Here is a 24,335-nt window from a genome sequence, read left to right on the forward strand (position 1 = left end):
CTTGTTTGTGATGCCGGGTCTGGGCCCGTCAGGAATTAAGTCTATGGTTGCACACGATCGTAGCGGACCGTAGATGCGTTATTTCGGCAAATGGAGCTGTTTTTAAGATTTCGCGGACAGAGATGCACTTATTTGCGAGAAAACAGCAGTTTTTTTGATTTTTTGAGGAAATAGCGTCTCCTGTGTCCACGAAAGTGAACAATCTCTGTATTTTTTCACAAATAGCGTCTTCTGTGTCCGATTGTTTGTAAGTCGACGCAGTCGAAGGTATATTTTTGGCTTGTGCTATCCGATTGTTACAAGAAACCTTGCCGTTCTTTGACAAGGACGCCGTCAGGCATTTTATTTATTCGTTCACTTGAAGATAAGGCTGTCCCGTATCGCTCTCGCGGCTGCTCATCCGAACGACGACGCCTGCCGTGTTCGGCTCCGTCCACTGGAATGTCGGCTGCCCTCCGGAAGCGGCTATTCCCGAGACGAAAGCCGTCACGTCTATCGAATACCAGCCTGCGTCCTCCACCCGAATCGTTCCAAGCGCCGTTCCACCCGAGACCGGCCGGTTCGACCAATTCACCGTGCTCTCGTCCCACTGCGCTCCGGCATAGCCTTTGAGCGACAGCGTGACCGCCTTCGACGGCGCCTCCGGCACGTAGACATACAGCTTCGCCGTCACAACAGGATCACTTAGCGCGGACAAATCGACTCCCATGTAGGCGATTCGGTCCCCGCCGCCGGACGCGTTCGGAATATCGGCTGCCTCGAGCAGCATAGCATCGCCGAAATTGCCCGACGGATCAAGCTCGTAGACGTAGGCGTCCTTCGTCACCGGCACCGTTATCTGCTGCCCGCCGCTTCTCGCGATTCGCAGCAGATAGACATCCGTCGTGCCATCCGCGTTATAGACGAGCACGGATACGACCGACGAGCCGGAGCCTATGTCTATCGGAGCGGACTCAGCGCCGCTAGGCACAACAGCGCCGCCCGCCTTGATGACGCTGGACATGTCCGAGGCCGTCGGCGTCAGCCGCAGCTCGTAGACCGATGCAGGCACTGTCACCGTATACGAAGTTTGCTCCGGCGAGAAGACCGCGTTCCACGTCCCCGCATCCGTAACAAGTCCGCTCAACCCCGTGCGGGGGACAAGCGCCGTCGTATGAGGCTCGTCATGCGCGCTCGCGTAATAGTAGCCGGGCAACGAGATTCGCCGCGGCTCGAAGCCCGCCTGTCTGCCGGACGCGATGGACTCGGAGTTGAAGGCTACCAAGCCCTCGCTGCCCGTCGCGCCATTCACGTAGCGGCCGCCCGAATACGTGAACCGGCCTTCCACGGTCGCTCCCGCCAGCGGCTCGCCCGTCGCATAATCCGCGACTGTCATAGAGGCGGAGGCAGAGCTGCCGTTATACGAGAGATTCATCTCCTTCACAATCAGCGGCAACAGATCCGTATGCTCGGTTGTAACAGCAGCCTCCATGGAGACGGGGCCGATATTGCCGCTGAGGTCCCGCGCCGCAATCTTGTAATAGTAGGTCGTATCCGGTAGCAGTCCCTTGTCCTGATAGGACAGCGACCTTGCAAGGCCGGCAATCGTATCGGCGGTCGGAGCGAAGCCGGGCTCCGTGCTCCGATATATGATATACCGATCGATCTCCGCGTTGTCCCATGCCATGCCGTAGCTTAAGTTCACCGTCTGAAAATCGGCGGCGGATGCCGTCGGTCCACTCGACACGGCGGTTGGTGCTTCGCTGTCCGCCTCAGGCGACCAAGCCTCGCCGCCTTCGCCCCAGTAGGACGGCAGCAGCCGGTACGAGTCGTAATGGTGGACGGCAATGCCTCCGAACGAGCCCTCGCCGGCGAATGCAGCATATACCTTATCGAGCTCCGTCTCCATATGCGCGCGGCCTTCCTCCCAGAAGCTGATCGTCTCGGGATCGCCGCTGTTTGCGATATCCAGCGTCTCGACGCCAATGACGACGGAGTCCGGCTTGCCGATCTGGTCCGCGTACGCGATTTCGCCCGCCGCGCCGGCGATTATGCCGGCCGATCCATCGGCTGTATCGCGATAATCCATAATGGAGATATAGTCCGAGATATCCTGAACATGCTGGGACAGCCATTTGGTCTGTCCGTTCCATGCAATGTCCGCGCCTTGCTCGGAGGAGTCGTACCACTTCGGAACCGCCGGCCCGAACGGCAGATTAATGCCCGCGGCGTCTCTTCTTGCGATCATCTCCGCCAGACCGTCCAGATATTCGCCTTGAAGAAACTTGCTCGGATCCTTGAAATCCGGCGAAATATACGGCTCAATGTCCACGTTGACGCCGTCGAATCTCTCATCCGGCTCCGCTGCCAGATTGTAGTTCACGATCTGCTCCATCTCCCGCACCGCTTGAGGATGATAGCGCTCATAGGCGCCCATGTAGGCCGGGGAGGTGCCGCCCGCGATCAACGCTTGAACGTACAGCCCGCGTTCATGCGCCCATCGCATGAACGACTTCAGTTCGTCCTCCTGCTCCTCCAGCGCCCGATATCCCGCATAGCTGCCTACGGCAAGGTACAACGTCGTCACCTCGTCCGAATCGAAAGTTTCGGTGTCCGTGATGAAGTCCTCAAGCACCTCCCGTGAGCCGGGATTCAGCAAGAGTCTGTAGCTTTCGGGCTCCCAAATCCACATGGCCCGGTCTTGATGCGGCATGGAGAACGATTCATGCGTACCCGCGCCGACCTGGGCATAGACAGTCGGGCTGTAGCCGAACCGACCCGGAGCATTGCTCGCCCTCGCCTCCAGGGAGAACGTCTTGTCGCCTAGCCCCTGCGTCTTCCACTTGTATTCATAGTCCGAGCCTTTGAGCTTCGCATCCATCCACGGCCCGCGGTTTACCCGGACTTGAACAGTGGACAGAGGTGTGGCGGACGATACATGTACCTTCACTCGAACCTTGCCCGAGAGCGAAATACCTTCCTGGGGGCTGACGATAGCGACCTCCGGGGCGGCTGCCCCTGCATTGTTCACCTGCAGCAATACCTTGCCGCTCCAAACGCCGTAACGTGTAGAGATGTCGAGTCCGCGGGCAGTTAGCTCGATGTCGCCGTTGTACTGCGAGGCATCGAGCGTATACGACCAAGCTCCTGCATCGTCGCCGTCCGGATCCTCCATAGAAACGGCCGCCTGGCTTTGCCCGTTGATATACAGCCTTACATCGTATACGCCGGAATAAGAGCCGCTCACGACAACGTTCCCTCCGTCTACAGCATCTCCGCTTTGCGGACTTTGTATAGAGACGAACGAAGCGGCAGCCTCAGCGCTAGAAGAGACGGCGAACGGACCGGTAAAAGCAAGCGCGATTGACAACACGAGAAGCAGCCATATATGCGAAATACGAGCTGAAATCCATGCTTTCACGAGAAATCACCCTTTCGACTGAAATGAAATGAAATGGATAATCGGTCATGCGGCGGAGCTCCCGATAAGAGGAGCACCCCCTTCCGGCTAGAGGGGGGCGCATCCGCATTTGCATTTGCTATGCAAAATTTACTTTAATTCAACGCCCTGCATGCGATCGTAAGCCGTCTTGTACGTTTCCAGCAGCTTGTCGATGCCGAGGTTTTTCATCTCTTCCACATACTGATCCCATTCATTCAGACTTCTCGAGCCGGTAATGAATTTCGCGAAGCTTTCGTCGCGATGCTTCTTGATCGCCTGCCCCGTCAGCGAGATGACTTCATTTTCGCTTTCCGTGAACGCCGGGCGAGGCTGCATAGCCGGAGGATCGTATTTGGCCGCTTCGGTATAAGCCTTCTGCAGATCCTCGGAGAACAACGACAGATGGGCGTCGTAATCGATCCATGTATACGTGCCGCTGGTCTGCAAGCCCGTTTGCTTGCGCATTTCGGTCACGTCCGTGAATTGCGGCAAGAACTTGTTCGCGCCGCCTTCCTTGGTGAAGGTCTCGCCTTCGACTCCCCAGCTCGTAAGCGTGCGTCCTTCTTCGGAGTAGAAAAAGTCCATGTATTGCATAATGTCCTTGATGTTCTTCGAGGTAGATGCAACCGTCAATCCGCCTACCATATAGTGGAAGTACGGGTTTTGCTGCTTGCCGCCGGGCAGTCCCGCGGGAGGAGCCATGAACTGCATGTTATAGTCGGGATTCTCCTTCTGCATAGCGTTGTTGAAGAAGTCGACTCGGCTGATATAGTCGATCGTCACGAAGGCTTGACCGTTCGACATCATATCCTGCCATTGCTTGGTTTGCAGAGAGAGGAAGTCTGGAGGGATCAGCCCCTCATCGTAAAATTTCTTCCACATCGACACCATCGCTTTGTAGTTGTCCTCGATCGGTCCGTACCGATATTCCTTCGCGTCGAAATCGTAGTAGGCGCCCTCGCCCGTCTCGAAATTGACCGTCATGTTCGTATTCATCTCGTCCGGAATCTGGCCGTAGCGAATCGACAACGGGTAGCTGTCCGGGTATTTCGCCTTCAGCGTCTTGAGCTCTTCGTACAGCTCGTCGTACGTTTGCGGCGCCTTCAGCCCTTCTTTCTCGAACACGTCCTGGCGGTACAGCCAGATCATGCGATTCGTCTCGCCGAAGCCCTGATTCGGGAACATGTACATCTTCCCGTCAGAGGACAGGGCCGCCTTCGCTTCCTCCGGATACTGCTCCATCCACTTCTTCAGATTCGGCATGTCGTCGACATACTCCTTAATATCCACGAGCGCGCCGTCTTGGCCGAATTTGTTCGACTCATTGCGGTTCGGCATGTACATCAGATCCGGCATCGTTTTGGATGCCACAACGAGGTTCAGCGACTCGCCCAGCTTGCCGGAAGGCGTCTGGACGTCGAGTGTTACGCCGGTTTTCTCCTTCAGCCAGGTCCAGATCGGCCAGTCCTCGGAATAAGGAAACGTTGGGTTGTTGTCGAGCAAGGCGGTGAACGTCTTGCTCTCCGGCGCGCCTCCTTGGCCGCTATTCGAGTCAGAGGTCGGCGCGGTACCGACGTTGCCATTTGTATTGTTATTGTTATTGTTGCTGGAACAAGCCGCCAGCAGCGAGATTGCCATAACCGCGGATAGAAGAAGAGCGAAAGCTTTTTTCAAATGAACCAACTCCTTAGAATGATGTGAGTGCGATTGTGCCTTGCTTCCCGAAGCGGCATCGGCGTCAGCCCTTGACCGCTCCGATCATAGCCCCCTTGACGAAATACTTCTGAATGAAAGGGTACACCATAAGAATCGGCAGCGACGAGACCATGATAGTCGCGTACTTTAAAGATTCTTCGACAATCTGATTATCACCTCCTATTGTAGTGACGTCTCCCGAGGCGACGCTGCCGGCTAGCACCAGATTCCGCAAGAGCACCTGAAGCGGGAACAGGTCCGGCGTGCGCAGGTAGAGGAGCGGGAAGATGAAATTATTCCACAAGCCCACTGCGTAGAAGAGGGCGATTGTAGCAAAGGAAGCTTTGGACAGCGGCACGATAATGCGCAGGAAGATGCCGATATCGTTCAAGCCGTCGATGCGTCCGGATTCCTCCAGCTCCTTGGGGATGCCGGAGAAGAAGGTTCGCATCAGGATCAGATTCCAGGTGCTGACCGCTCCCGGAAGGACCATGCCCCAGATCGTGTCGACAAACCCGAGGGAGCGGACGACGAGGAAGGTCGGAATCATGCCGCCGCCGAAGAACATCGTGAAGACGATCATCATCATCAAACTCTTGCGGAAGGCCATATTTGTCCGGGACAGCGCATAGGCGCCCATCGAGGTGACGATAAGGGCAATCGAGGTGCCGACTGCCGTGTAGATGATCGTGTTTTTGATGGCATTCCACATTTTCGGGTCGCCCAGCACGATCTCATACATGTTGAAATTCAAGCCTTGTGGCCAAAGCGTCACCTCGTTCTTCATGACATGCACGTCGTCGCTGAGCGAAACCGCGAGCATGTGAAGGAACGGAAACAGCGTCACGACGACCACGAGCAGCAGGAAGGTCGTGCTTGCGACCGGGAACAGACGTATTCTTCGTTGCAACATTTAGCTTATCCTCCTTGCTACCATATACTTGTTTCGCTGAAGCGCCGGCTGATGGTGTTGGCGGAATAGATGAAGATCAGGCTGATGATGCCCATGAACAGGTCGATTGCGGCGCCGTAGCTGAAGTTGCCCTGCTCCATGCCGACCCGGTACACGTAGGTGCTGATAATATCGGCCGTATCGTAGATAGCCGGATTCTGCATCAGGAACACCTTCTCGAAGCCAATCTCCAGAATCGAGCCGATGTTCAAAATAAGCGTAATGACGATCGCGAACGAGATGCCTGGCAGCGTTACATGCCACAGCTTGCGCATCCGACTGGCTCCGTCGATGCTGGCCGCTTCGTAAAGCTGCGGATCGACCGCGGTGAGCGCCGCCAAATAAATAATCGTTTCCCAGCCGATATGCTGCCAAATTTCCGACAGAACATAGATGCCCCGGAAGAGTCCCGGCTCGTTCATGAAGTTGATCGGCTCGAAGCCGAGCGCGGAGATCATCTCGTTAATAAATCCGCCCGTCGGCGACAGGAACATGATGACCATGCTCGCGACAATGACGTTGGAGATGAAGTGGGGCAAATAGCTGACCGTCTGCACGAACCGCTTGAAGGCCGCCTTCCGCACTTCATTTAAGAGCAGCGCCAGTATAATCGGAGCCGGAAAGCCGAACGCCAGATTCACGATTCCTAATAAGAAGGTGTTCTTCATGAGCAGCAGGAAGTCCGGATTCTCCAGAAACATCCGATAATACTTGAAGCCGACCCATTCGCTCGCCCAGACGCCAGTGAACAGGTTGTACTTCTTGAATGTAATGACGAGCCCGAACATCGGCGCGTATCGGAAGACGAGATAATAGATCAGGCAGGGCAGGAAGAGAAGCCACAAATATTTGTTCTGCTGCCACATTCGCCCCCACTTGCCGGGTCTGCGTCGCTCGAGCGCAAGAGGCTTCTCCGCGCCGACAACGCCAGGCGTCACATTTGATTGAGACATACACATTTCTCCTTGATGTTTGGTTTGTGTTAGGAAACTTGACGAGATTAGCGTTAACCTTGTGATTGGAGTATATAACGCATTCATTCATGAAATAAATCCTCACATATGGCTATAAATCGTCAAATGATCGGAAATCGTGAGAGATGTGTATAAATGATGAAAAGTGCATATTGTCCGAGAGAGCGCACAGCTAGTATGATAGGATGTACCGAAGCAGGAAGGCTGGAGCCTTCCGCGATGCGCGAGGTTCCGGGAGCGCGTGCGGGCCGCGAAGAGAGAAACGGAGCATGCAGATCTGCGGATGAATCCGTAAATCTGCATACTCCGATGTCATCCGGGGGTGGGGGTCAACCATGAGAGGATTGTCCAGGATCAAGAGGGGTTTTGCTTCGGGCACGCTGCTCGTCAAGCTGATGGCCAGCTTCCTTAGCATTATTTTGCTGCTTGCCGCATTCAACGTCTTTTCTTATCTATATCTGCGCAATAAGCTGTACGACGAAATTGTCCGGTACAACGAGCTCGGCATCAAGCAGACGGTGGAGAGCTACGAGAACCACTTCCGCCTGACTCAGAATATGATTCTCTCGCTCATCCAATCCGACCGCTGGATTGCCAACATCGGCATCTTAAGCAACGTCAAGAGCAACCACCGTTACGATAAAATAAACGAGGTCAAAACCGACCTGGCGGAGCTGTACAGAAATCCGTTCCTTCATATTGAAAATTTCATTCTCTATTTCAAGCAATCCGGTTATGTGCTTGAGAAGGAAGGCACCAGCAGCGCCGGAGATATGTTTTCCCGCTATTATGCGAGCAATTCCTATTCGCTTTCCTATTGGGAAGACTTGTCGATCGACAATTATGTGATGCGAATTCTGCCTGCCGCCGTCTTCACCGAGCAGTCTGTGAACAATGTTCGTTCGCTTGGCTTGCAGCTTCCGCTGGTCATGAAGGCCGCTCCGTACGAGGATGTGTACGGCATCGTCATGATGAATCCTCAGGAGCTGTATGGGGCTTACGCCAATACAGGCGAGCCGTTCTATATTCTCGATGCGGAAGGCCGCACGCTGTACACTTCGCATGATGCTGCCGAGATTCGAACGCCGGTCTCCTTCGTGAACGGCATCGGTCATGAGCAGTACGACGGGAACTATTATTTCTACGCGCGGGGCGCGGACACCGGCTTCACCTATGTGCGCGTCGCGCCGACTAAGAGCATTACCGCCGAAATGATGAAGCTGAACATTCTGCTCGTGACGCTCCTTGTCGCGGCAGTGCTCGTCAGCATCGCCGGCTCGGCTCTATTCAGCCTGAGGCTGAACCATCCGCTAAGGCGCATTATCGCCATGCTGGAGCGCAAGCAGACCTTACCGCTGCCGACGAGCTCCATCAAGGAGTTCGCCATTATCGGCGACCGCATGAGCAGCATCATGGACGATAACGAGCAGATTCGCAAGGATCTCAGCCAGAAAAACTCGCTGGTTCGCCAGTATGCGTACACCAACAAGGTGAAGAATATTCCAATGAATCTGAATTTGTCCGAGCTCGAGGACGCGGTGCAGGTGAACGAGCCCTATGCAGCTGTCCTGTACGAAATCGGGTTCAAAACCTCGGATTCGGAATATGTAGAGGAAATTCAATTGCTGAGAAAGCTTGTTCATGGCCTGTTCTCCAGCCTCGGCGAAGAGCCTGTCACGCTTCAGATCGAGCATAATCAGCTCATGTCGCTGCTCTTCCAGCCTGGCTCCCAGAGCGAGGTGCTGCGCGTGCTGCAAACGTTGAAGGAGCTGCTTCAAGTCGAGGATTATCTCTGTCTGACGATTGCCGTCAGCCCGGTTTATCCGGAGGACACGCCGGTCAAACACGCCTACGAGCAGCTCCTGGAGCTGCTCAAAGAGAAGCGGCTGAGCGGCGAGACGCAGATTATCGCGGAGCCGCGCTCCTCCGGTACGCGCGCGCTTCCCATGAAGATGACGCAGCGCGAGGAGCTGCAGGCGCGGCTGCTGTCCGGCAGCGAGGACTCCGTCTTCGAGTGGGTGGACCGGTATCTTGAGCAGCTGACGAAGAAGGACGCCCCGGCGGCCGACTTCCGGGCCTACGCGCGGGGCGTCGCCGAGCAGGTCGAGAAGGCGCTTGCGAAGCTGAACGTGCCGGACGCGTCCGGTAATGGCGACGGACGGCCGGTCGACACGTCCGCGCTCGTTCGCTTCTACTCGGCGGAGCAGTATCGAGGCTGGTTCCGCAGGCTGATCCGCCCGGCGCTGTCCGCGATCCGAGCGAGGACGGAGGCGAAGGATCCGATTACGGCTTTCGTGACCGATTATCTGAACAACCATCTACAGGAAGACATCAATCTGGATCTCGTGGCGGATAAGCTCAATATTACACCGGGCTACCTCTCGAGCTATTTTAAAGAAAAGACCGGCACGAATTTCAGCGATTACCTGAACGATCTTCGAATTGGGCGCGCCAAGGAGCTTCTTGCCAATCTGGAGCTTCGCATCCAGGATGTGGCCTCCGAGGTCGGCTACCACAACGTCAATTCGTTCATTCGCATGTTCAAGCGCTATTCCGGCATTACGCCGGGCGAGTATCGGAAGCGGAACGCGGGGGGTTCAATGTGATGGAGGGTGGGGGGCTGTCAATTTATTGTGGATAGCGCCATACCAAGCGCCGTTTGAAATGCTGTACAAAGCGCTGTTTGAAATGCTAAACGGACACCAGCGCCCTTAAACGCATCAAAAATCCTCAGTAGTCATTTTGACGGACACCAGCGCTCTTATTTGTAACAAATGGAGGAAAAAAAGACTGTTTTCCACGAAATAAGGTCTGTCGTGTCCGCCAAAATGGAGAATTTCCGTATTTTAGCCGAATAAGGTCTTTCAGGTCCGTTAGCGTTAGTCAGACTGCTTGAATGGTGTCAATCTGATGATTCTGAGGTATGGATTCAACTAATATTTCTTTCTCTATAGTCCCTGTTGGGAATGTTGGTTTTTATTGAATAAACAACACTGGGTGGATTATAATGAGAAATATAGGAGGTGACAGTATGTTTAAAGAACGAGATGAACAAGTGCTATCGGAAACAGTCGCATTGTTGGAACATGAACAAAAATTGGATAGCTTGAGTGTTGTTTTGAAAATGATGGTCGAGAGGACCCTGGCGCTATTGCATAAATCTACTGATTTTTTGGATGATATTAACGTTAGTATTCCTTCGGCAGACTTTTTTCAAACCTTTCACCAGTTGGACCAAGAAATTCGCAGATCCATTGAATCTAAGCAGATTCGAAAGGCGAATGAACTCTTGGTCGATTACATTGATATTTTGCCTAGTTTAGTATCCGGAGGAAACCCGGAGCAAATCCGAAAGTTAATGTGGGCAGATATCATGTTTAAATCAGATCAATTTGCTAACATGTATGAGCAAGAACAGATGGAAATATATACGTCTTCTGAAGTTGCAGAGTTATTAGGTGTAACTGATCAGACGATTAGACGTTGGTGTGAAAAAGGCAAATATCCGGAAGCCTATCGGACAGACGGCGGTCATTGGAGAATTCCAAAAAAATACTTTAAAATCAGTCTAGAGGAAGCGCAAAAGCGAAAAATATTTGAGCAAAAACTAAGTGATTTTAACGCGTCGAACGGGGAGGTAGACGAGAGTGAGTGGATGTAATACCTCCCCTCGCGTTCTTTTTGATACAACGGTGCTATGTGGGGCGATCCGTAGTCCGGGAATCAACCGTCAGTTATTAACTCTTGCTGCGCAGACGGTTGATTAGATATAACATATCCTCTGGAATTTGTTGAATCTTTTTTGGATCTCTTTGTTTATCCGATCTTGGACAATCAGCCAGCTGTAAACAGTCAAGTTGGGAGGCACGCTTTAGATATCGTAAGTCGATTAGCCAGTCCCATCGGACAAGCTCTGGTTGAAATAAGTGATTGTGAGACGGAAATGGCAGTTGCTATTGCTCAAGATCATGGACTACAGAAACCTTTGAGTAACTATGACGAACAGGATATTCATGTTTGGGTCACAGCAATCAACGAGAACTGCAAATATATTATAACCAGTAACGCAAAACGTTTTCCTCAACAAATTGGAGACATTGAGGTACTGAAGCCTGGTGCTTTTTATAATCTGATAATTGACTAATCATACATAAAATAGATCGTATAATCAGTTTCATTTTCTCACATTCGTGAGCCTACTTCCCTTTCTTTGATGCCAGCCAAAAAACGAGAATTACGATTGGGATAAATAGGGACCACGAAATCGTAATCGAGCTCCGAGTAACAAAGGCAATCAACAACAATGCTAATGAGCCTAGAATGAGCCATAGGCAGCCTCTTCCGAATGTCTCCATGGGCGAGGAACCAGAGTGTTCCTCCGAGGAAGTAGAATGACTATAATAACGAGAGCTGTTGGTTGTCTTGGATACAACAGTTCCGCAATATTTGCAGGTTAATGATCCTTGCTCCAAAAGCTCATTACAATGCTGGCATATTGCAGGTTTAGCATTTGCCGAATATTCTTTATCGGCATTGGGAGTGCCCTCCATCTGAACGTCTTTAAGCGAGCTGCCGCATACAACACATAGTAATGAGCCTTCGGCGTTAGATTCGCCGCAGTTGCCGCATATTTTCACTGCCATTAAGCAAACCTCCCTTCGAGTTGCTCCTCATCAATAACGGACTGCATGAATAGTGCCCACTTCCAGCATTGGTTTTCTTTTTTTGACGATAGAGGATGCTCTGAGGTTGCAAAAGAGAAAATGGCGTACTCGCGTAGCCTTATTGAGCAGTAGCGAACTGGCGGGAGATATTCCGGTATACGGTTGGAGACAGCCCTCTCTTAGCCGTAAATTGTTTGATGAAGTAAGTGTCGTACTCAAACCCGGTGGCACGCGCAATTTCGTTCAAGCTCATCCCTGTATGGGTGAGGAGATCTCCCGCAACTTTCAAGCGGTGCGACAGCAAATACCTCATTGCTGTACTCCCGCATCTTTCCTGAAACATTTTATTGAGCGACACACGGTTCAAGTGTGCGCATTTCGTTAAATCTTCCAAGGTGATTTTATTGGCGTAATTGGTGTGTATATACTCCAGCACAAAATCAACAGGAGTCTGTTCGCTTTGGCGGTTCAAATCCTCAAGCAGGCCCAATATCTGGATGAGATATTTTTTGATTCTGCATGCCCAGTTTGCGTCGCTTTGCGCATAGACTTCAGTCCCCAGCACAAAGAACCACTCAAATAATTGCGGAAAGGCTTTCTCGGTTACAAAAGGTACTCCGGTGCATGTTTGATTGCCCTGAAATAGCGAAAGCCCTGTTTGTATTTTTAGAAGTTGGGGGAAGTAGTCTTTCGTTTCAGAGTTGGGTACGGTAATCAGAAAATCGGGATGATAACTGAAGGATTGCGCAGAGGCATTATGTTTTTCAAGTATTTGTATCGTATCGTCTTCGGATAAACAGAGAACGCCGGGGGCTGAAATCGCTATCGGTCGTTCGTTGAGTACCCCGATGATGCTGCCGGATGTAAGCAAGATTAAAGTAAAACGCTTCGGATAGGGGAGACAGTTCAAATCTTCGGCGGCAACAAATTCAATATCTACCATTCTGTCTTTGTGGCGGTCAACTTGCGGCATAGTCCTCTCCTGACAAATAGTATAGTCAATTGCTTCACTTATAACAGTGTACCATAAAGATTCAAGGACTATACTATTCCTTGAGACAAAGAAAGGTGGTAATGCTTATGGCAATCAATATTGCAATCAATGGTTTTGGTAGAATTGGCAGGCTTGCCTTTCGGCAGCTTTTTGATGCGGAAGGTTATCAGATTGTCGCCATTAATGACCTGACAAGTCCGAAGATGCTTGCGCATTTGCTAAAGCACGATACAACGCAGCGACGTTACGATGAAGAGGTTGAATACAGTGATAACAGCTTAACCGTAAACGGCGTGGACATTCCGATTTATGCCGAAAGAGAGCCGGGCAAGCTCCCATGGAAAAAATTTCAAGTTGATGTAGTCCTGGAATGTACAGGATTTTTTGCCTCAAAAGAAGCATCTGCAGCCCATATTGAGGCCGGTGCAAAAAAGGTAGTCATCTCAACCGTTGCCGGGAAAGATATCCCTACTATTGTACACGGTGTTAATGAACACACGTTAACTAAAGAAGATACCATTGTTTCGGCCGCTTCTTGCACCACGAACTGCCTGGCTCCCATGGTCTATTACTTGAACGAGCTTGCGCCTATCAAAAAAGGTTTTATGACGACGATACATGCTTATACGAACGACCAGAATACCCTTGACGGTCCTCACGCCAAAGGCGACTTGCGCCGTGCACGCTCTGCAGCCGGCAACATCATCCCCACGTCAACCGGGGCAGCAAAAGCAATAGGTCTCGTCATCCCTTCCTTGGATGGCAAATTGGATGGTGTATCCCAGAGAGTGCCGGTTATGGCCGGCTCCCTGACGGAATTAACGGTAGTCGTGGGCGGTTCCGTAACTGCGGAGCAGGTTAACGAGAAGATGGAGCAGTCCCGGTCGGAGCAATACGGATATACGGAGGAAGAGCTTGTCTCGTCCGATATTATCGGTATGACTTACGGGAGCTTATTCGACGCTACGCAAACAAAAGTAACGGAACTCGGGACAGATACACTGGTGAAGATAGCGGCATGGTATGACAATGAAAACTCTTTTACCAGCCAAATGATTCGCACTGCCAAATATCTCGCAATATTGTAATCATGAATAACGTGAAGACAGGCCTGCTGAATGTTCGCCCGGCCTGTCTCTTTGCTGCGCATTCAAGCTGGCAAGCGACTGTGATGATATTTTCGAGGTTGTCGTTAACTGTGAATAAGGGTGAACTGGTTTTAAAGGACATTCGCGTTCGTTACGCGGCGATATCAAGGAATGACGGGATGTAAGGGTCGTCCTCATCGATAACGGACTGCCGTTAGCTCTGCTTCGACATCGGATGACTTGTCGTACACAATCCAATGATCAGAAATGAGAGGGGAAATCTGCGGCCCTTCTCCCGTTATGAGAGTTTCGGTGCCCTTCTCCAAATCAGTTAAGTAAATGTCCGAGTTATGCGGTCCCGGTCCGACATCATGCGTGGAGGAGCCGTTTCGTTCGTCCATCCAGGCGACGAAATGACCGCTGATGACAGGAGTTCTTTGATCCACGTCCATATCGGTCACTCGAAGCGTTTCTTCCGTATCCGCGTTGTAGACGAAAACATCGCCTTTATAGGAATGGTTATAAACCTCCCAGGTTATGCGATTGCCTGAGACTTGCGGCTGACCTTCACGGTAGTCTTCTGTCGCGATTGGAACCGTCTCCCCGCTTTCAATGCGATACATGTAAATGTCGGTATTGTTCTCCGGCACATTCCCTCCCGCTCGCAGTCCGCGCTTAGTCACGCGATGTCCGTCCTCTCAAACGACATTTCCAGCATCAATGTCCGGATCTGTATGACCGCCTTTCCCTGTCGTAATGGTTTTCTGTTCTCCCGTCTCGATATCATAAAGGATAATCTGCCAGTGGGAAGGGTACTCTTTGATGGCATCACTCGCATTGTCCATCCAAACGATATAGTTATCCCAAATTTTAGGTTTGATCTGTGCTGACGAATTTTGAGTCAATTGTCGCTCCTCGCCCGTAGATAGATCATAGAGAAAGATATCGGCGTTTGCGACATCCAGGCTGCCAAGCTCGCCGATCGGCGTTTTCTCGTTGCGTAGATCCGACCAAACAACTATGTTGCCCGACATATCGAAGCCGACAGCTTGTTCAACCGAGATGGCTGCCAGTTGTTTATTCGCGTTTAGATCGGTTACCGTTAATTCGCCCTCATTCCTGGTAATCAGCCGATCCCCGTCAAGGGCGCCTTGCCAGCCAGGTAATTTATATGTTTCAAGCGGCTCAAAAGGTTCGCTTTTCGCTAATTGCTTACCACTGCGTATTAAGGTGCATAATTTTTGAAATCGGATGGTAGAAAACAAAAAGATGACCCCAATCCCCGAAGGACAGGCATTCATCTTCGCCGAGTTTCTGGCGCATGTCATGAAGTTCTCTCGCTTTGGTTCAAGAGAAGGCAGAATCTGTGCAATCAATCGTCCCTACATATTGCAAGGGTTTTATTGTAATAGGGCTAACGGGAAGTTTTAGCTCGGGCGGCTTTCTTCCGCCGATATTATGGATGCCATCATCGCTTTTCTCCAGAGAAAAGACGTCATGGTCCTTCCAATCAGATAGTGGCAAAGGAATGTTTTCTTCTAAAAGCGTTTTTTCAATACCATCTCCGTTGTCGCGGTGTTCATAAAGCATCTTTATATGGCCCTTATCCATCTTCAATTCTAAACCTGCTTGAATTTTGCAAAAAAATCGAATCCTTTTTTACTTACGCCTTGCGTCTTCAAAAATCGTATTGCTTCTTCTTCATCATTGAAATCAATCAATTTCCCAGCCAGCCAAGTATCTCGTTTCCATATATCCCTCCTATTATATTTGATTTTTATTCACTCCTTTTATCCAAGAATACCATGAAGCAGTGCTATTTACATTGAGTTATTTAGTCTTTCTACTTCTATTGCAGGGGCGGGCGATGATTTGCGAACTTGATGGAATCAGATAATATTTCGAGTTTCTGTGTAACGAAATTCACACGCGCTAAGCGCATACTTGAATCAGCAAGAGGATTGGCATTACCTGCGCGCTTCATTCGTTTGGCTGGCAGACTGCAGCTGCGGGCCGCGAATATGCGGGAGGCCGATCTGCAAGGAGGAGGAAAGGCTTTGGCATTAGAGCATCATGTGAGAATCGATCGAACCTCCGGGAAGGCAAGCGAGTGGCGGATCGACAAGCGGATATTCGGCAAATTTTTTGAAATGAACGGCAGAGACACCTATCCGGGCATCGTGGAGGATTGCATCGCCAACGGCTCGTTCGAGCGGTGGCATTCGAAGCGGAAGAAGGATGGCACGAATCTGCCGTGGACGATGCGCACGGAAATCATGTACAGGGACACGCCGGTGACACCAGGCCTCGCGTATCCATGGGAGCCGGTTAACGGCGTCGAAGATTCCTTTCGGCAGCCGGAGGGAGGCGTTCACGGCAAGGAGGAATGGAAGCGATTCCAGCAATTCAGCTTGGAAGGCGGCGGCGACAAGCGCGGCATCTGCCAGCGCATTACGCTCGCCGACGAGCGGACACAGGAATATCGGCTGCGTCTGTATGCGCGAGCGTCGTCCGGAAGCGGGACACGACTGTTCGCGTCGCTCGAAGACAAGGCGGGCGCGAGCTTATGCGAGAGCGTTGAGGAGCTTAGTGCAGAGTGGAAGCGCTATGACATCCAGCTTGTACTGGACCGCGCCAGCGAGAAGCGCTATGCAGATTCGCCGTTCGGCGAATATCGGCTTAGCCTGACAGCCGATTCGGATGAGGCCTGTGAGGTTGATCTGGATTGGGTAATGCTGGCGTCGGGCGATGCGGTAGAAGGGATGTTCAATCCCACGACGATTGAGCTGCTCAAGGCGTATCATGTTACGTCGATTCGCTGGGGCGGCAATTACGCGAACGAATACAACTGGAAGGATGGCATCGGCCCCTGGGAGCAGCGCCCCGTGCGGGATAACCTGAACTGGGGCGGTTTGGAGCCGAATTATTTTGGGACGAATGAGTTCTTGCGCTTCTGCCAGTTAATCGGAGCGGAGCCGTTCCTGAACGTCGGGTTTAGCTACGATCTGCCTCCGGAGCTGGCGGCGGAGTGGGTGCAGTATGTGAACGGCAGCGTCGACACGCCGATGGGCAAGCTGCGGGCGGAGCACGGGTATCCGGAGCCGTGGGGCGTGAAGCTGTGGCAGGTGGGCAACGAGAGTTACGGCGATTATCAGTTCGGCTATACGAACTCGATCGATTTCTCGCACCGCCTTAAAGAATACTGTGATCGGATGAAGCAAGAAGATCCGACCCTGACGATCGTAGCGGCCGGAGAGGATCCGATGTATGTCGATTATTCGGAGCTGCCGGGGCAGCCGCCGCTCTGGAATCGGAGGTTGTTCGAGCTTGCGGGCCCGGCGTATATGGACGGACTGGATATCCACCAGTACACGAGAGGCATTCGGGACGCGGGCCTGCGCAAGGCTTGGTTTGAGAATAATGGAGCCGACCCCGTGTTCTACAATCAGGTGCTGGTCGCTTATCCGACCCAATACGAGGCTTTGATTCGGGAGCTGAAGGAGCAGGGTGGCGCGTTCGGGTTTGATCCGATTGAGCTTGAGATCGGCGAGTGGAATCTGGAGCCGGAGACGGAGGCGGATTGGCCGAAGGCGGAATACGAGACGATGGCGCATGCCAGCTATGTTTCGTCGATGCTCAATGTGTTCTTGCGGCAAGGCGATGCCGTGAAGTACGCCTATCAGCGGGATAATACGCTGTATTATCGGGCTTACCCGGTCGATATGAGGCCGGTCAATCCGGGCAACGACACCTCGCGCATGTATGCGGAGCCGTTCCTGCGGGAGAATACGGGCTGGAGAAGCTTGGAGGTGGCGTCGAACGGCGATACCTTCGATATGCCGCAGACCTGGGTGCGGATTCGGCCGATGAAGGGAATTCCTTACATCGACGTCGCCGCCATTCTGTCGGACAATGGGGATGAGATGATGCTGTTCGCCGCCAATCGCGATCTTCGGGAAGCGCGGATGCTCGTTGTTGAGGGAGACTGGGCCGATGGAGAGGCGCGGATCACGGCAATGCTGCAGCATGGCGATACGCCTTTCCTCCGTCAGGAGAACTGGTACGAGAAGGCGGGCTATCGCGTAAGCGAGCTCGAGCTGGCTGCGCGCCCGGACGGCAAGGTCGAGCTCTCGATGCCGGCGGGCTCGGTGGCTCGGATTAGCGTTAAGCTTGCTAGAGATTTCATTTAAAAGCTGCCAATGTCATTGCTCCAATGCTGAAAACCAGCGTTGGAGGCGGGGATGCCGCCCGAGGCGTCCCTGCAGCGCTGGAAACCAGCGTTGGAGGCGGGGATGCCGCCCGGGGCGTTACTGCAGCGCTGGAAACCAGCGTTGGAGGAGGAAATGCCGCCCGGGGCGTCCCTGCAGCGCTGAAAACCAGCGTTAGAGAAGGGATATCGCCCGAGGAGCGCATCGCACGTAATGATGGAACAGTTTTATTTTGATAGAAAAAGGGGATTGTACGATGAAAAAACTATTGTTGCTGCTAACCGCGGTTGTGACGGCAAGCACGCTGTCCGCTTGTTCGTCGAACAACAACGAGAACGGAGGGGCTAACAACGCGACCTCCGCGCCAACGGAATCGGCAGGGGGCGAATCCAGTCCGACAAGCACGGCTGACGCCGTTATCGACGACGGCACGGAGAAGATGGACATCTCGATGATGATTCCGCAATACGCGGAGATCGGTCCGTCGAATGATTCCGAGCTCGTGAAGAAGCTGAATGAGGCGCTGAACATCAATCTGGATCTGCAATGGATTCCGGGCGCGAGCTACAATGACAAGATTAGCGTGCTTGCCGCCTCGAACAGCCTTCCGGATGTGTATAGGGTGACGACGCAGGATTATATGCAATGGCGGGATAAAGGCGTTTTCCTTGACGTGAAGTCGTTCCTGGCCTCTTACCCGAATTTGACGGAGCAATTGCCGGAGTCGGCGTGGCAGGAGCTGAACGACAAGGAGCATTATTACGGTCTGCCTTATTTCAGCATTCCGCATCTCTTCTCGATCTCGATTCGCCAGGATTGGCTCGACAAGCTGAATCTGGAAATGCCGACCACGATCGACGAGTTCTATGAAGTGGCGAAAGCGTTCGTGACCGAGGATCCGGACGGCAACAAGAAGGACGACACAACAGGCTTCTCGATCATCGTGAACGACAGCGGCAAGTTCGAGAATGCGGAATATTTGCAAGGTGCTTTCGGCCTCGGCAATGAGTGGGCGCTGAAGGACGGCAAGCTGATTGCAATGCAGGCTCAAACCGAGGAGCTCAAGGCATTCATCGGGTTTCTGCGCAAGGCATATGATGAAGGCGTGCTGGACAAGAACTTCCTGGTCATGAAGCCTGCCGATGCGAGGAAGAAGCTGTGGAACGGACAAGTCGGTATTCAACGCGTGAACGCGAATGAGGTGCTGCGCCTGGACGAGCCGAACATTCAGAAGAATGCTCCGGAAGCGGAGCTGGTTCAGATGGATCCACCGGCAGGGCCAACCGGCATTCGCGCTCTGCAAACCGACGGCATGGGGCAATTGAAGGTTGTCATTAACGCCAAAACCGACGAGAAGAAGCAGCAGCGCATTCTGAAGCTGCTCGATTATATGCTCTCCGATGAAGGCTATGATCTGATTAAGGAAGGCGTCGAAGGCGTGGATTACAAGAAGAACGACGACGGCGTCTTCGAGAAGCTGGATACCAAATTCGCGGGCAATTTGTTGTCGATCAACTTCTTTCGCCGCGCCGACACCGGCATTCAGCTTCATAAATACAGCGATCCCGATTACGTCAAGGCCGTGGAGGGCTGGCTCGCGAACAACGACAAGTACGACTGGCCGAACTATGGCCAAGGGCTGGCGATCGAGACGGAGGTCTATAATACGGTCAACTTCGCCACGCTGAATTCAAAGTGGATGTCCTCCATGGTGAAGGTGATTACAGGCCAGGCGCCCCTCGAAGAGATTGACAGCGCCGTGAAGGATTGGCTCGCGGGCGGCGGCGAGCAGCTGACTCAGGAAGTGAACGAGATATACAGCGAACGTCAATAAGGGGAAGTAGGAGAGGAGAACGAAGATGAGGAAAGCCGGTTTATGGATCATTCTATTCGTCTATGTGTCCGCCTTCTCGTTGACAGCAACTACATCTCAGAAAGCTTACGCGGATCCCGTAACAGCGGTTATCAGTATCGATACCAGCGATGAAACGACGTATAATTCGGATTTTCGGGGCTTCAACAACGAACCCGAGCGCACGGCCATCGTCATGAACGACCCGGATTTTATCGACGCGGCGCTGGACTATGGACGCATCGGCTTCGTCCGGTGGCCGGGCGGCACGCCGACCAACAGCTTCTCGTGGAAGCTCGGCTTGACGGATACCGAGTTCACCGGTCAGGCGCAGGGCGAGCCGCGCCGCTATTACAATCAGCTCTATGCCAAGCGTTATCAGCTTGCGAAGGGCGGCGAGCGAATCTCGGATTACGTGGAATTCCTGCAGCAGACGGGAGCCAAAGCGGTCATTATGGTCAATGTGCTGCAGTACAACCCGGAGCAGGCACGCGATTTGGCCAAATACCTGTATGATAATCACGTGCCCGTCATGTATTTCGAGCTGGGCAACGAAATTTCGTTCTATGTGCAGGAAAGCGGCAATCAGCAGCCGGCCTTCAAGACCGGCACCGATTATCTGAATCGGGCGAAGGTGTTCAATGACGTGATCAAGTCGGCTTATCCCGACGCGAAAACCGTCATATCGATGAGCAACAAGCAGGTTCAAAGCTTCGACGAGGATGTGTACGCGTATGCTAATCCTTACTGGGATGCCATTACGACGCATCGCTTCGTTGGCGACGGAGCAAATGCCTCGGCGGCGATGACCGATGCGAACGGTTATCTAAGCAGCTGGAATGCTTTGATCAATGATGAATATGCGGCTAATCTGACCGATCCCGAAATCTTCATTGGCGAGCATGGCGTCAAGCTCGGAGGATTGCTGGACAATACGCAATACGGCGGCATCTATGTCAGCGAGTCGATTCTTCGTCTCATCGACAATCCGCATATTGCCCATCTGGCTGGCTACCGTTTCACGAATGGCGTCTTCACGCCATGGGAGGGGTATGGAGATTTGCTCGAGGATGCGTATCAGGACGGGAATGTGGTGGATACGAGCGCCTTGGACTTTGATCCGTATTACAGTACGCCCGCGGCATCGCTGCAGGTTGTCGACGGAGCCGTTAATCAGGGAACGACGCTTTGGGGCACTGCTGTAACGGGCGGCGATACGGTGAGCAAGACGGGCGGCACGATGCCGGCCCTGTTCGCTCAAGGCTTCAAAGGCGACAACGGCAAAAATTATGTGGTCATCACGAACAAATCCGGCAACGAGCATGAAGTCGACATTAAGCTGAACGGAAGCAGCGTAACGGCTTCCATGACCAAGACATACACGACCTCAAGCGATCCGCTGGCGACCAACAGCTCGGGCAGCCCGGCGGTCGTGGCTGTGCAATCGGCTTCCACCGGCAACCCCGTGCTTGTGCCGCCGTACAGCGTTATGCGCGTGGAATGGACGCGCAGCGGCAGTGCGGAGACGCCGAGAGCGCCTGTGCTGATGCAGACGGAAGCAGGCAATCAGTCGGTGACCTTGAAGTGGCAAGCGAGTCTGAACGCGACGGGGTACAAGGTGAAATACGGCACATCCTCCGGCAGCTATTCGACCACCATTGACGCGGGGAATACGCTAAGCCGGACACTCACCGGTCTTGTGAATGGCGGGACGTATTATTTTGCGGTGACGGCTTACAATGCGACAGGCGAGAGCGGGCTCTCGGGCGAGACTTCTGCTACGCTGTCTCCTCCTTCGGCGCCGATGGCCAGAAGGGCGTATGCGGAGACGTTCGGCAATATTGCGGTCGAGTGGCAGAGCGTGCCTGGCGCGACGGGGTATAACCTCAAGTACGGGACAGCTTCCGGCACCTACACGAGTACGATCGATGTCGGCAATAATCTCGGACAGCTGGTCACGAATCTGACGCCTGGCACGACTTACTACTTCGCAGTAACGGCGTACAACGGAAGGGGAGAGAGCGGCGCTTCCGCAGAGATGTCGGCTGCTGCGGCCGGCTGGCTGCCGCTTGCCCCGCATCACGCCGTCATTACGAATGAAGCTTCGACCTCGATCAGCTTAAGCTGGAGCCCCACGCGGACGGAGACGTACCGGGAATACTTCGAGGACGGAGTGGCTGACAACTGGACGGCGCAGACGGGCTCTTGGTCTGTCGTGACCGACAGCAGCCGCGGCGCGAGCTTCTACCAATCGCCGCTGAACAACACGGGAATTACGATATTCAGCAACAGCGCGACCGGCAACTACGAGGGAGAAACGATGGTGGAGCAGGTCGCCGCGCCGTCCGGCAAAGCGGCGTACGCTTACGGAGTCGTGGCCCGCTATGTGGACAGCGCCAACTATTACAGGTTCATCTACAATGTCAACGAGGATCGGTTCAAAATCGTGAAGGTCGTGAACGGAACGGAAACCATTCTCGCCAGCACGAGCACGGCGGATCTGAACGCTCCTTTGCTAGACCTGTCGAGTCTCTTGATGTCCATTCGCGTGGAGGGCAGCACGATCGAAGGGTCGATCAATCAATTGGGGCCGATTCTTACGGCGACGGATTCATCCCACCCAAGCGGCAAGTTCGGGCTGTATTCCTTGAACGAGCAGGCAAATTTCAATTGGGCGCGCATCTACCGGGATAACGCGGACAGCTACACGGTTTACCGGAGCACGCAGCCTAACACGAATTTTGTCGCGCTGCAAAGCGGCATTACGGGAACCTCGTATACGGATTCAACCGCCGCAGCCGGCACGACGTATTATTATTGGATCACGGCGGAGAACGCTAGCGGAGAGAGCTATCATCATTCCAACACGCTTCGAAAAAATTAATGTTATCCTAGACGAAGCGGGGCATCTCCTAAGGGGATGTCTCGCTTTCTTTGACGCTTAACAATGCTAAATTCTAGGGTTCGCGAAAGGGGAAACCGACTCATGCTATCATCGAAAAATTCTGATTATAACGCCTATCTCATGGGCTATTTCCGCTCTGGTCCGGGGCAGACGCACAAGGTCGAGCAGCTGCATTATGCCTATAGCCGCGACGGAAGACGCTGGTTCGAGCTTAATGAGAACAAGCCCGTATGGGCATCAACACTTGGAGAGGGGATCTTGCGAGATCCCTTCATTGGACAAGGTCCGGACGGTCGCTGGCATCTGGTGTACACCATCCGTCCGATGGGGCCGTCGATCGGCTATGCGGTGTCGGACGATCTGGTGCATTGGCGGGAGGAGCGGGCGCTGCCGCTCATGAAGGATATACCGGAGACGGTGAATAGCTGGGCGCCGGAATTCAGCTATGATGCCGAGTCGGGGGAATTCCTCGTCTATTGGGCGTCGAGCATCGGCGCTGATCTAAGCAAAAGCAAGCATTATGCTGCGCGCACTCGGGATTTCATGACCTTCTCGGATACGCAATTGTTCTTCGACCCGGGCTTTCAGACGATCGATGCCAGTCTTGCAGAGCATGAAGGGCGTTATTACATGGCGGTCAAGGATGAGAGCCATGTGTACAATCCCGATACGCGTCCTCGGCCTCCAATGAATTTCCTTGCTGTTTCTGATCAAATGGAAGGTCCGTATGCGCGCGTTCCCGGCTTTCAAACTCCGGATTATACCGAAGGGCCCGAATTCCTCTGGATTGTAGCCGAGAAGAAGTGGCTGCTTCTCTATGATTACTGGGCGTATGGCAAGTTCGGCATTATAGAGTCGCGGGATATGCTGAACTGGTCGGAGGAGTTGGACGAGAGCCTCATCCGATTCCCTTATCGGGCTCGCCATGCGACGGTGTTCCCGATCGCCGAGAACGAGCTGCGCAGTTTGCTGGAGCGGTACGCTCTGCTGGCGCATTACCGGACAACGACCTATTCCCCGGTGCGGGTAGCGGCATGCGAGGAGGACGGATTCTTTCACGACGCGTTCGGAATGCGATCGGTAACGATGCAAATCCAGCCGAATTCGCTGTCCGGGACGCAGCTGCTCTATGACGAGGGCGATGATGAAAACGGCCTTGCCTTGCGGATTTGCGACGGGCGTCTGGAGGCCGCGGTGCGCGCGAAGGGAAGCTTGTTAACAGTGGTGAGCGCGGCGGGTTTGCTTGAGCGCGGCGGCTGGCAGGATATCGCAGTCGTCTATGAAGAAGGAGGGCTGACCCTGTTCGTGGACGGAGCTGCGACTGCAGAAGGGTTCGCATCGTTCTCGCTTGTGCGGAGCCATGACAGTACCGGCGGCTATGGCGGACGCTTCGGAGTCGACGCGTTCGGCGACTCGGATGGCCGCGCTGCATTCGACGGCGCGATGCGCCATGTTTGCGTCTATGCGGTGGCGCTGCGGCGGGAGGACGTCGTTTTGCCGGGGTAGCGGCTGCGCATTTTTTTCTTAAAGGAATGAGCTAATCAACGTGAAGACAGGCCTGCTGAATGTTCGCCCGGCCTGT

General features: G+C 53.3%; 16 protein-coding genes. 7 read left to right on the top strand and 9 right to left on the bottom strand.

What is annotated here, in order from left to right; translation table 11 throughout:
* Positions 1-346 precede the first annotated feature (346 nt).
* From HFP08_RS16940 to HFP08_RS16955, 4 genes are all read right to left on the bottom strand, one after another.
* A complete protein-coding gene (locus HFP08_RS16940) occupies positions 347-3,400 on the bottom strand; it encodes a CBM96 family carbohydrate-binding protein (RefSeq protein ID WP_168121789.1) in 3,054 nt (1,017 codons plus the stop codon).
* Positions 3,401-3,529: 129 nt separating this feature from the next.
* A complete protein-coding gene (locus tag HFP08_RS16945; protein ID WP_240941519.1) occupies positions 3,530-5,095 on the bottom strand; it encodes an extracellular solute-binding protein in 1,566 nt (521 codons plus the stop codon).
* A gap of 64 nt (positions 5,096-5,159) precedes the next feature.
* Positions 5,160-6,029 carry a carbohydrate ABC transporter permease gene (locus HFP08_RS16950; protein ID WP_168121790.1) on the bottom strand — a complete coding sequence of 290 codons (870 nt, stop codon included), beginning with the start codon at positions 6,027-6,029 and terminating at the stop codon, positions 5,160-5,162.
* A gap of 17 nt (positions 6,030-6,046) precedes the next feature.
* A complete protein-coding gene (locus HFP08_RS16955; RefSeq protein ID WP_240941528.1) occupies positions 6,047-6,934 on the bottom strand; it encodes an ABC transporter permease in 888 nt (295 codons plus the stop codon).
* Positions 6,935-7,377: 443 nt separating this feature from the next.
* Here HFP08_RS16955 and HFP08_RS16960 point away from each other — a divergent pair, with 443 nt between their 5' ends.
* Positions 7,378-9,648, top strand: coding sequence for a helix-turn-helix domain-containing protein (locus HFP08_RS16960; RefSeq protein ID WP_168121792.1), 2,271 nt, complete (start codon positions 7,378-7,380; stop codon positions 9,646-9,648).
* Positions 9,649-10,073: 425 nt separating this feature from the next.
* A complete protein-coding gene (locus HFP08_RS16965) occupies positions 10,074-10,703 on the top strand; it encodes a MerR family transcriptional regulator (RefSeq protein ID WP_168121793.1) in 630 nt (209 codons plus the stop codon).
* A gap of 535 nt (positions 10,704-11,238) precedes the next feature.
* Here the strand turns inward: HFP08_RS16965 and HFP08_RS29610 are convergent.
* Together HFP08_RS29610 and HFP08_RS16975 are read right to left on the bottom strand one after the other, a co-directional pair.
* Complete coding sequence (locus tag HFP08_RS29610) at positions 11,239-11,685, bottom strand: double zinc ribbon domain-containing protein (RefSeq protein ID WP_168121794.1); 447 nt, start codon at positions 11,683-11,685, stop codon at positions 11,239-11,241.
* Between the two features lie 139 nt (positions 11,686-11,824).
* The gene (locus tag HFP08_RS16975) at positions 11,825-12,679 is read right to left on the bottom strand and encodes an AraC family transcriptional regulator (protein WP_168121795.1); all 855 of its coding nucleotides are present in this window, start codon (positions 12,677-12,679) and stop codon (positions 11,825-11,827) included.
* A 107-nt stretch (positions 12,680-12,786) separates the two neighbouring features.
* On the opposite strand from HFP08_RS16975, the gene gap reads away from it, so the two are divergent.
* Positions 12,787-13,788 (top strand): type I glyceraldehyde-3-phosphate dehydrogenase, encoded by a 1,002-nt coding sequence (gene gap, locus HFP08_RS16980; protein ID WP_168121796.1) that lies wholly within the window; start codon positions 12,787-12,789, stop codon positions 13,786-13,788.
* A 194-nt stretch (positions 13,789-13,982) separates the two neighbouring features.
* Here gap and HFP08_RS16985 read toward each other — a convergent pair whose 3' ends face one another.
* The 3 genes from HFP08_RS16985 to HFP08_RS16995 are packed head-to-tail and all read right to left on the bottom strand — an operon-like array spanning position 13,983 to position 15,405.
* Positions 13,983-14,471, bottom strand: a complete 489-nt coding sequence (locus HFP08_RS16985; protein ID WP_168121797.1) for a TolB family protein — start codon at positions 14,469-14,471, stop codon at positions 13,983-13,985.
* A gap of 15 nt (positions 14,472-14,486) precedes the next feature.
* Positions 14,487-15,116 (bottom strand): hypothetical protein, encoded by a 630-nt coding sequence (locus tag HFP08_RS16990; RefSeq protein ID WP_168121798.1) that lies wholly within the window; start codon positions 15,114-15,116, stop codon positions 14,487-14,489.
* 19 nt (positions 15,117-15,135) lie between these two features.
* Positions 15,136-15,405 (bottom strand): hypothetical protein, encoded by a 270-nt coding sequence (locus tag HFP08_RS16995; protein ID WP_168121799.1) that lies wholly within the window; start codon positions 15,403-15,405, stop codon positions 15,136-15,138.
* Between the two features lie 344 nt (positions 15,406-15,749).
* On the opposite strand from HFP08_RS16995, the gene HFP08_RS17000 reads away from it, so the two are divergent.
* The 4 genes from HFP08_RS17000 (at position 15,750) to HFP08_RS17015 (ending at position 24,259) form a co-directional block, all read left to right on the top strand.
* Entirely contained in the window at positions 15,750-17,978 is a 2,229-nt protein-coding gene (locus tag HFP08_RS17000; RefSeq protein WP_168121800.1) for a hypothetical protein, read from the top strand.
* A 274-nt stretch (positions 17,979-18,252) separates the two neighbouring features.
* Positions 18,253-19,830, top strand: coding sequence for an extracellular solute-binding protein (locus HFP08_RS17005; RefSeq protein WP_168121801.1), 1,578 nt, complete (start codon positions 18,253-18,255; stop codon positions 19,828-19,830).
* 25 nt (positions 19,831-19,855) lie between these two features.
* The gene (locus HFP08_RS17010) at positions 19,856-22,732 is read left to right on the top strand and encodes a fibronectin type III domain-containing protein (protein WP_168121802.1); all 2,877 of its coding nucleotides are present in this window, start codon (positions 19,856-19,858) and stop codon (positions 22,730-22,732) included.
* Between the two features lie 102 nt (positions 22,733-22,834).
* Positions 22,835-24,259: a LamG-like jellyroll fold domain-containing protein gene (locus HFP08_RS17015; RefSeq protein ID WP_168121803.1), complete on the top strand. Its 1,425-nt coding sequence runs from the start codon at positions 22,835-22,837 to the stop codon at positions 24,257-24,259.
* The last annotated feature ends 76 nt before the right edge of the window (positions 24,260-24,335 follow it).

It is taken from the genome of Paenibacillus sp. HB172176 (assembly GCF_011947265.1).
Lineage (GTDB): Bacteria > Bacillota > Bacilli > Paenibacillales > Paenibacillaceae > Pristimantibacillus.

Excerpts from the sequence above, each read along its gene's own strand:
- HFP08_RS17015 (WP_168121803.1), top strand. The coding sequence starts at position 22,835 with ATGCTATCATCGAAAAATTCTGATTATAACGCCTATCTCATGGGCTAT.
- HFP08_RS16990 (WP_168121798.1), bottom strand. The coding sequence starts at position 15,116 with ATGACATGCGCCAGAAACTCGGCGAAGATGAATGCCTGTCCTTCGGGG.
- HFP08_RS16965 (WP_168121793.1), top strand. The coding sequence starts at position 10,074 with ATGTTTAAAGAACGAGATGAACAAGTGCTATCGGAAACAGTCGCATTG.
- HFP08_RS29610 (WP_168121794.1), bottom strand. The coding sequence starts at position 11,685 with ATGGCAGTGAAAATATGCGGCAACTGCGGCGAATCTAACGCCGAAGGC.
- HFP08_RS16955 (WP_240941528.1), bottom strand. The coding sequence starts at position 6,934 with ATGTGGCAGCAGAACAAATATTTGTGGCTTCTCTTCCTGCCCTGCCTG.
- gap (WP_168121796.1), top strand. The coding sequence starts at position 12,787 with ATGGCAATCAATATTGCAATCAATGGTTTTGGTAGAATTGGCAGGCTT.
- HFP08_RS16960 (WP_168121792.1), top strand. The coding sequence starts at position 7,378 with ATGAGAGGATTGTCCAGGATCAAGAGGGGTTTTGCTTCGGGCACGCTG.
- HFP08_RS16950 (WP_168121790.1), bottom strand. The coding sequence starts at position 6,029 with ATGTTGCAACGAAGAATACGTCTGTTCCCGGTCGCAAGCACGACCTTC.
- HFP08_RS17010 (WP_168121802.1), top strand. The coding sequence starts at position 19,856 with ATGAGGAAAGCCGGTTTATGGATCATTCTATTCGTCTATGTGTCCGCC.
- HFP08_RS16975 (WP_168121795.1), bottom strand. The coding sequence starts at position 12,679 with ATGCCGCAAGTTGACCGCCACAAAGACAGAATGGTAGATATTGAATTT.
- HFP08_RS17005 (WP_168121801.1), top strand. The coding sequence starts at position 18,253 with ATGAAAAAACTATTGTTGCTGCTAACCGCGGTTGTGACGGCAAGCACG.